An 8,444-nucleotide genomic window follows, 5' to 3' on the forward strand; every position below is an offset into this window, starting at 1 on the left:
TGTGATGACCAGTCATCGATGATAAGCCAGTTACGTGTAACGAGAACCTGCCCATCACGTAAATTCATGACGGAATATCTATCCTCGCGGCAACATCAGCTGGCCGACAATTCAAGCTGCAAGGCCGTGCGGGGGGACGCGGTCTTGCGGCGATCGGTGTCGCTGACCTCAGGCAGCGCGCGGCTGACTCAGGACAGCCGCGTAGCGTAGCACGAACAGCAGGAAGGCCAGCGACCAGCAGGCAGCAGAGATCGTCAGGAGCAAGTTGCCGGAGATGAATGTTGCTGCAATGCGACATCCAGCTGCCGCGCTGATGGCCGCATAGATGGCGATGGTGCTGCGATCGGCGCGCAGGGCACGGCCGGTATGCCCCAGCGATACCCGCGTCATCACCCCCAGCACCATGCTGCCCATGGCACCGGCTGTGAGCGCGTGGATGGCGCCGATTTCCAGCGTCGGTAGCGCCACCAGGCTCAGGCCCAACAGGGCTACGCCGGCGATCAGCCACAGATAGGCCAGGTGCAGCACGGCCAGCAGGGGTTCGGCCAGGGTGGCATGGCCGCGCCAGCCCAGCAGCCTGGCCAGGTTCAGCGCCGCCGCCAGTAACAGCAGGGCACCTACGGCAGTGGCGCGGGGCAGGCAGGCCCAGGCCAGCAGCGTGGCGTGCAGGCTGGCGGTGGCGGCCATGTCGAGCCAGCGATGGCTGGTGACTTGAAGCGGGCTGCGGTGTGCCGTGAGCCAGTTGCGCGTGAAGGTCGGGATGATGCGCGCGCCGATCACTGACATCAGGATGCAGACCGCCACCAGTGCCAGGCGCCAGTCCAGGCCCGGGGGCAGGTCCACGCCGCCGGCGCGCAGGTACATCAGCAGGTCGGCCACGCCCAGCAGGGCCACGGGGAGTGGCATGGGCAGGTTGCGGCGGTTGCGGGCGGCGATGATGTCGCGCCAGGCCACGGTGCACAGGGCCACCGGAAACAGCAGTTCAGCCAGCGCTGCCAGCCACAGTGGCAGCAGCGCGGAAACGGTGCCGACCACGCGGCCCAGCAGCCACAGGCCGGCCAATACCGCGAGCAGGGTGCCACGTACCGGAGTGCGGCCGGTCCAGTTGGGGATGGCAGTGAGCAGGAAGCCGGCGATGGCGGCCATGATCCAGCCGAACAGCATTTCGTGGATGTGCCAGCTCAGGGCATCGAAATGGGTGGGCAAGACCACGTGACCGTGCAGGATGCCGATCCACAGCACCATGCACAGGGCCGCCCACAGGCTGCCGGCCAGGAAGAAGGGCCGAAATCCCAGCGAGAACAGGGCCGGAGGGGTGTTTGCAGGACCCGGCTTGGACGATGTGGGGGCCGACGAGCGGACGCTGATCTGGATCATGGGATGTCCCGAGGTTGGCGGCCGACAGCATGGGAGTGCGGCGGCCTGAGCGGGGCATTCTAGGTCGGCAGCCGGGACTTGCCTTTGCGATGAAACAAAGGGGGATGCTTTGCCACGGCAATGTGCCGTGCGCGGAGAGAACGCGGGTGGGATGGGGAGAGAGAAGCCTGAAAAGGGAGACCGCACGAAACAACGCCGACCTGTAGGTCGGCGTTGGAAGCTTACGCTCACGGGGACAGGCCGGGATCGCCGGCGCTGCTCCGTTATCAGGCAGCCTTGGCTTGCGAGGAGCCGGCCTGGTTGGCGCTCTCGTTGATGGCGATCTGGCGGTTCACGGCAGACAGCACGGCCTTGAAGGAAGCGGTGACGATGTTGGCGTCGATGCCCACGCCGAAACCGGTCGGGGCTTCGTTCAGGCGCAGTTCGATGTAGCTGGCCGCCTTGGCGTCGGCGCCGGCGCCGATGGCGTGTTCATGGAAGTCCATCAGCTTGATGTCCAGGCCCAGGGCATGCACGAAGGCATCGATGGGACCGTTGCCGCTGCCGCGCACGGTGACCGGCTGGCCATTGCGTACGATGTCGACTTCGATGTTGATCGACTCGGCCTTGGCCGTGTCTTCCGACATGCGGTGGGCGCGGTAGACATAGGGCTCGCTGCGCTCCAGGTATTCACGCTGGAAGATGGCGTGGATGTCGGAGGCGTTGATTTCCTTGCCGGTGGCATCGGCCTCGCGCTGGATGGCGCGCGAGAATTCGATCTGCAGGCGGCGCGGCAGGGCCAGGCCGTATTCCTGTTCCAGCAGGTAGGCCATGCCGCCCTTGCCGGACTGGCTGTTGACGCGGATGACCGCATCGTAGCTGCGGCCCAGGTCGGCCGGGTCGATCGGCAGGTAGGGCACTTCCCAGATGGCGTCGGGCTGCTGCTTGGCGAAGCCCTTCTTGATGGCATCCTGGTGCGAGCCGGAGAAGGCGGTGAAGACCAGGTCGCCCACATACGGGTGACGCGGGTGCACCGGGATCTGGTTGCACTCTTCCACCACCTGGCGTACTACGTCGATGTCGGAGAAGTCCAGACCCGGGTTGACACCCTGAGTGTACAGGTTCAGGGCCAGGGTGACCAGGTCGACGTTGCCGGTGCGCTCGCCGTTGCCGAACAGGCAGCCTTCGACGCGGTCGGCGCCGGCCATCACGGCCAGTTCGGCCGAGGCCACGGCGGTGCCGCGATCATTGTGCGGGTGCACCGAGATGATGGCGCTGTCGCGGTGCTTCAGGTTGCGGCACATCCACTCGATCTGGTCGGCGTAGACGTTGGGAGTGGCGCACTCGACGGTGGAGGGCAGGTTCAGGATGATCTTGCGGGTCGGGGTGGCACCCCAGGTTTCGCAGACGGCGTCGCAGATGTCCTTGGAGAAGTCCAGTTCGGTGGTGCTGAAGGATTCCGGCGAATACTCGAAGCGCCACTCGGTGCCGGGACGCGCATCGGTCAGTTCCTTGACCAGCCTGGTGCCGGTGACGGCGATGTTCTTGATCTCGTCGCGCGACATGTTGAAGACGATCTTGCGGAAGGCCGGTGCCACCGAGTTATACAGGTGGACGATGGCCTTCTTGGCGCCTTCCAGCGATTCCACGGTGCGGCGGATCAGTTCTTCACGCGACTGGGTCAGCACGATGATGGTGACGTCGTCGGGGATGCGGTTTTCGACGATGAGCTTGCGCACGAAGTCGAAGTCGGTCTGCGAGGCCGACGGGAAGCCGACTTCGATTTCCTTCAGGCCGGTCTTCAACAGCAATTCAAAGAAGCGCAGCTTGCGCTCGGCGTTCATCGGTTCGATCAGGGCCTGGTTGCCATCGCGCAGGTCGGTGCTCATCCAGATCGGCGGGGTGTCGATCACCTTGCTGGGCCAGGTGCGATCCGGCAGGTCGATGGCGGGGAAGGGGCGGTATTTGGCGGCGGGGTTGTTCAACATCATGATGGACCTCTAAGTCTGAAGAATGCGGGGAATGCGGAATTGCTTCAATGCGTCAGATGTGGCGGATCGGGTTGCCTGGCTGCCACGGGCGCGTGGCCAGGCAACCCCTCATAGAGCCAGAGGCGGCATCTCCTGCCGCGCGCAGGTCGGCTGGCATGCTTGCCGGCGCGGAGTATGGATGGTCCTGGTGTTCGAATGCATGATCGCTTCGCCTGATGCGGCTGCGACGTCGGCTCGGTACAGCTTGCGCGTCACTGCCTGGTTTTACTGCCGGTATTGCTGGATTTGATTGGGTTTGCCGGATCGCGTGACATCAGCGGGAACGGCAGGAACTGCGGATTTTAGCGCGAGGCTAGTAGTAGCGACACCGATAGCAACGCTAGCAGGGCGCTGGCGCTGTTGTGGCGTAGGGAGAAGTTTGCTGCGGAAGTCATCTAAGCAATGTAGAAGATTGGCCGCAAGCTTGTCAAGCGCTATCTGCCGGAGCCGAGGAAAAGCCAGGTAAAAGCCTGCCGGATTGAAATAAATTTGTTGCTACAATCGTCTGGCAAATGACCATTAGGTCATTTATCTTCACGCGGCGGGCCCGCAAACGGTGGTGCGGATGGAACGCCGCTGCCCGATTGCGCTCCAACGCAAGCCCTGCAATGGTGCCACCATGCCCGTCAGTTGTCCTTGCAGAAACTATAACAACAGCACCCGCCCGCGGGACTATCCTCATCCATGCAGAAACGCCCGGACCTGATCGTTTGCGAAGAATGCGACGCCGTCTACCAGCGCATGCCGCTCGGGGAGCGCGAGATCGCCCGTTGCCTGCGCTGCGGGGCCGAGCTTGAGCGCGATACCGGCAAGCGCCTGCAGCACCTGCTGCCGCTGACGGTGGGCGCGCTGATCCTGTTCGTGATCGCCAATGTCTTCCCCATCGTGACCATCGAACTGCAGGGCCTGTCCAGCCAGACCACCCTGATCGGCGCGGTGGTCGCGCTCACCCGTGATGGCATGTCGGAAGTGGCGCTGCTGGTGCTGGCCACGACCCTGCTGTTCCCGCTGATCCAGCTGGGCGTGCTGCTTTACCTGTTGCTGCCGGCGGCGCGTGCGACCCGGCCGCCCGGCTTCGTGCTGCTGCTACGGCTGATGCAGGCGGCGCGGCCGTGGGGCATGATCGAAGTCTTCATGCTGGGCATCCTGGTGGCGCTGATCAAGCTGTCCAACATGGCCGAGGTGATTCCCGGCCCGGCGCTGTGGTCCTTCGGTGGCCTGACGGTGCTGCTGACGGTGGTGGTGTCGTTCAATCCGCGCTATCTGTGGCATCTGTGGGAGCAGCAGCAGGCCGAGCAGTTCGGTGACCAGGGAGCAGGCGCATGAGCCGCGCCCATGAACCGGCCAGCGCCACCCTGGCCGAAGATGAAGACCTGCAGGTGGCGGACGCCGCCTCGCAGGGCGTCATCGGCTGCCACCACTGCGGCACGGTCTGGCAAGGCGCCACCGAGCACGAGCACTGCGGCGTATGCCACGCGCCGCTGCACGTGCGCAAGATCGACAGTCTCACCCGCACCTGGGCGCTGCTGATCGCGGCCTGCATCATGTACATCCCGGCCAACATGATGCCGGTGATGGTCACCAGTACCCTGCTGGATGAACAGCGCGACACCATCCTCTCCGGCGTCATCTATTTCTGGACCTCGGGCGAATGGGGACTGGCGCTGGTGGTCTTCGTGGCCAGTTTCCTGGTGCCGCTGTTCAAGCTGGTGGCGCTGGGCATCCTGGTCATCTCGGCGCGCCGCCGCAGCCGCTGGCAGCGCCTGCAACGGGCCAAGCTGTATCGACTGGTGGAAGCCATCGGACGCTGGTCCATGCTGGACGTGTTCGTGGTCTCGGTGCTGACCGGGCTGGTCAAGATCCACGGTTTCGCCAACGTCCACGCCGGCATCGGCATTGCCGCCTTCGGTGCGGTGGTGGTTCTGACCATGCTGGCCTCGCTCTCCTTCGATCCTCGCCTGATCTGGGACGATGCCCCCCCGATTTCAACTGTCAACAAGAAACAGGAACCCGCATGACCCCACCTGACACCCCCCAGGACAAACCGGCGCTGCTGCAGCCCCGGCGCACGCGCCAGCGCAACTGGCTGCCCTCGCTGGTCTGGCTCATTCCCATCATCGCGGCCATCGTCGGGCTGACGCTGGTGGCCAAGATCCTGGTCGAGCGTGGCCCGGTGGTCACGGTCAGCTTCCGCTCGGCCGAGGGCCTGGAAGCCGGCAAGACCAAGGTCAAGTACAAGGATGTGGAAATCGGCCAGGTGCAGACCCTGAAGCTGGCCGCCGACCGCTCGCACGTGCTGGTGGGCATCCAGCTCAATCAGGAAGCCTCCGGCTTCAATGCCGAAGACACGCGTTTCTGGGTGGTGCGCCCGCGCATCGCCGCCTCCGGCATCTCGGGGCTGGGCACCTTGCTCTCGGGCGCCTATATCGGTGCCGATGCCGGTGTCTCGGAAGAGACCAAGAAGGAATTCGTCGGCCTGGAGCAGCCGCCCATCGTCACGCGGGATGCCTCGGGTCGCCAGTTCGTGCTGCATACGGACGACCTGGGCTCGCTCGATATCGGTTCCCCCATCTTCTACCGGCGTATCAAGGTGGGTCAGGTGGTGGCCTATGACCTCGATTCGGATGGACGTGGCGTGACCCTGCGCATCTTCGTCAATGCCCCCTACGACAAGTTCGTCACCCAGGCTTCGCGCTTCTGGCATGCCAGCGGCTTCAACATGGAACTCAATGCCAGCGGCTTCAAGCTGCATACCCAGGCGCTGTCGACGGTGGTGCTGGGGGGCATCGCCTTCCGTGACCGCGATGAAGATCGCGTCAGTGCACCGGCCAAGGAAGGTTCTGAATATCCGTTGGTCGAAGACGAAAGCGCTGCCATGAAGGAGCCCGATGGCGTGCCGCAGACGGCCTTGTTGTATTTCGACCAGTCCCTGCGTGGCCTGCAGCCGGGCGCGACCGTCGATTTCCGTGGCGTGGTGCTGGGCGAGGTCAAGAGCATCGGCGTCGAGTACGACCGCGAGCGCCGCGAATTCCGCATGCCGGTGCTGGTGCAGATCTATCCGGACCGCCTCGGCCGTCGCTTCCACGAAGAGACCGGCGAGGAGCGCCGCTCCAATGCGCAACTGCTGCGTCTGCTGGTCAAGCGCGGCCTGCGCGCCCAGCTGCGCAACGGCAACCTTCTGACCGGCCAGTTGTACGTGGCGATCGACTTCTTCCCCAAGGCCAAACCGGCGCAGATCGATCCTGAGAAAGTGCCGCTGGAGTTGCCGACCATCCCGGGCAGCCTGGACGCATTGCAGCAGCAGCTCTCGGATATCGCCGGCAAGCTCTCCAAGGTACCGTTCGACGAGATCGGTCGCGATCTGCAGACCACCCTGAAGACCTTGAACAAGACCTTGTCGACCGCCGAGCAGACCGCTGCGCGCATCAACAACGACATCGCGCCCGAGATGCAGGCGGCCATGAAGGATGCTCGCAAGACCCTCAATGCGGCCGAGCGCACCTTGTCCGACGACGCGCCCCTGCAGCAGGACATTCGCCAGACCATGCAGGAACTGTCCAAGGCCGCGGCCTCGATCCGCGTCTTGACCGATTACCTGCAACAGCATCCGGAATCGCTGATCCGGGGCAAACAGGAGCCATGATGCACAACAGGAACAGCCTCTCTCCCAAGACCCTGGCCGCGGCCGCCCTGGTGGCGTCACTGCTGGCCGCTTGCGGCAGTTCGCCGCCCGCGACGTTCTACACTCTGGCCAGCCCGGCCGACAGCGCGCCGGCGGTACGCACCGCCAGCCAGGGGCCGCAGACCTTCATCGAGGTGATGCCGGTGGCGGTACCCGACCGCCTGGCCCGTCCGCAACTGGTGGTGCGCAGCGATGCCACCCGACTGGAGGTGCTGGAGCAGGACCGCTGGTCCTCGCCCTTCAACAATGAGTTGCGCGATGCCCTGGCCGCCGGCGTGGCCGCGCGCCTGGGCGCCATCGACGTCTCGCGGGGCGGTCGCCCGGCTGACCAGGCCAGTTATCGGATCAATGTCGAACTACGCGATTTCGATGCCGCCCGCGGTGGACGCGTCCAGGCCGCCTTCGGTTGGACCATCACCCGCTCCGACGACCGCCGCAGCGGCGCCTGTCGCCTGACGGTCGTGGAGCCGGTCAACGGTGGCGCCAATGCCGACGTGGTCGCCGCCACCCAGAAGGCCGTCGCGCAGGCAGCGCAGGCGATTGCCGATGGCGTGCGCGCTTTGCAGGCGGGGCAGGGTGGGCAGTGTTCGAGTTAGGGCCTGTTCACATAAATCTCGCAGATTTAGTGTGAACAGGCCCTAGCATCTCTGGCAATGGCCGGAATAGCTCACCCCGCTGCGGTGCTTGTGTAGAATCAGGGTCGGAGGGAATTCATCAAGTCGGGACACACCGATGTAGCTGAAGGTGATCCCGTGCCGACGATCAGTACGTTTTATGGACTTGTGATTCAGATGTTTTACCGAGATCATTCGCCTCCGCATTTTCATGTGCGCTATGCCGAGTACAAGGCGGTGATCGACCTCAAAAAATTGCTGCTTATTGAAGGGGAGTTACCCCGGAGAGCGCTGGAGCTTGTGCTGGATTGGGCCGAATTGCATCAGATAGAACTGATGGAAGACTGGATGCTTTGCCAGAACTTGAAGGCACCCAAGCCGATTGCGCCATTGGAGTGATGACATGGAATGGGACGTGATTGAAGTCAGTATTTCCGGCGAATATGCGTTACAGGTTCGCTTCAGCGATGGAGTGGCAGGTGCGGTCAGATTCCTCCCCAGTTTCTTCCGGGGCGTCTTCGCGCCGCTGCGAGATCAGGAACAGTTCCGGCGGGTCCAGGTCGTCGATGGCGTCGTGACCTGGCCGGGTGATCTCGATCTGGCGCCGGATGCCATGCATGAGGAAATCAGGCGCCATGGCCAATGGCTGCTTGCCTGAAACGGTGACGATTCTGTCACCCAAGAAAAAGGTTCATCGCAGATTTCCGGGGAACGCGGCTTTGATTTTGAGGAAGAAGTACTCCTCATCTCGATAGCCGTATG

8 protein-coding genes are annotated in these 8,444 nt (G+C 63.9%); 6 read left to right on the plus strand and 2 right to left on the minus strand.

The window, feature by feature from the left end:
- Window positions 1-168: 168 nt before the first annotated feature.
- Together HWE04_RS23610 and leuA are read right to left on the minus strand one after the other, a co-directional pair.
- Window positions 169-1,377 carry an NnrS family protein gene (locus tag HWE04_RS23610; RefSeq protein ID WP_241813854.1) on the minus strand — a complete coding sequence of 403 codons (1,209 nt, stop codon included), beginning with the start codon at window positions 1,375-1,377 and terminating at the stop codon, window positions 169-171.
- Window positions 1,378-1,643: 266 nt separating this feature from the next.
- Window positions 1,644-3,347: a 2-isopropylmalate synthase gene (leuA, locus tag HWE04_RS23615; protein WP_241813855.1), complete on the minus strand. Its 1,704-nt coding sequence runs from the start codon at window positions 3,345-3,347 to the stop codon at window positions 1,644-1,646.
- A 723-nt stretch (window positions 3,348-4,070) separates the two neighbouring features.
- Here leuA and HWE04_RS23620 point away from each other — a divergent pair.
- The 6 genes from HWE04_RS23620 to HWE04_RS23645 all read left to right on the plus strand — a co-directional run bounded on the left by HWE04_RS23620 (window position 4,071) and on the right by HWE04_RS23645 (window position 8,340).
- Window positions 4,071-4,712, plus strand: coding sequence for a paraquat-inducible protein A (locus HWE04_RS23620; protein ID WP_006464353.1), 642 nt, complete (start codon window positions 4,071-4,073; stop codon window positions 4,710-4,712).
- Window positions 4,709-5,404 carry a paraquat-inducible protein A gene (locus HWE04_RS23625; RefSeq protein WP_241813856.1) on the plus strand — a complete coding sequence of 232 codons (696 nt, stop codon included), beginning with the start codon at window positions 4,709-4,711 and terminating at the stop codon, window positions 5,402-5,404. Before HWE04_RS23620 ends, HWE04_RS23625 begins: the two co-directional genes overlap by 4 nt.
- Window positions 5,401-7,029 carry a PqiB family protein gene (locus HWE04_RS23630; protein WP_241813857.1) on the plus strand — a complete coding sequence of 543 codons (1,629 nt, stop codon included), beginning with the start codon at window positions 5,401-5,403 and terminating at the stop codon, window positions 7,027-7,029. Before HWE04_RS23625 ends, HWE04_RS23630 begins: the two co-directional genes overlap by 4 nt.
- Window positions 7,026-7,664, plus strand: coding sequence for a PqiC family protein (locus HWE04_RS23635; RefSeq protein WP_446719249.1), 639 nt, complete (start codon window positions 7,026-7,028; stop codon window positions 7,662-7,664). The genes HWE04_RS23630 and HWE04_RS23635 overlap by 4 nt, the downstream gene beginning before the upstream one ends.
- Window positions 7,665-7,820: 156 nt before the next feature.
- A complete protein-coding gene (locus HWE04_RS23640) occupies window positions 7,821-8,081 on the plus strand; it encodes a DUF4160 domain-containing protein (RefSeq protein ID WP_241813858.1) in 261 nt (86 codons plus the stop codon).
- A 4-nt stretch (window positions 8,082-8,085) separates the two neighbouring features.
- Complete coding sequence (locus HWE04_RS23645; protein WP_241813859.1) at window positions 8,086-8,340, plus strand: DUF2442 domain-containing protein; 255 nt, start codon at window positions 8,086-8,088, stop codon at window positions 8,338-8,340.
- Window positions 8,341-8,444: the final 104 nt, after the last annotated feature.

Origin of the sequence: Herbaspirillum sp. C7C2, assembly GCF_022627865.1 — a bacterium.
Lineage (GTDB): Bacteria > Pseudomonadota > Gammaproteobacteria > Burkholderiales > Burkholderiaceae_D > Herbaspirillum > Herbaspirillum frisingense.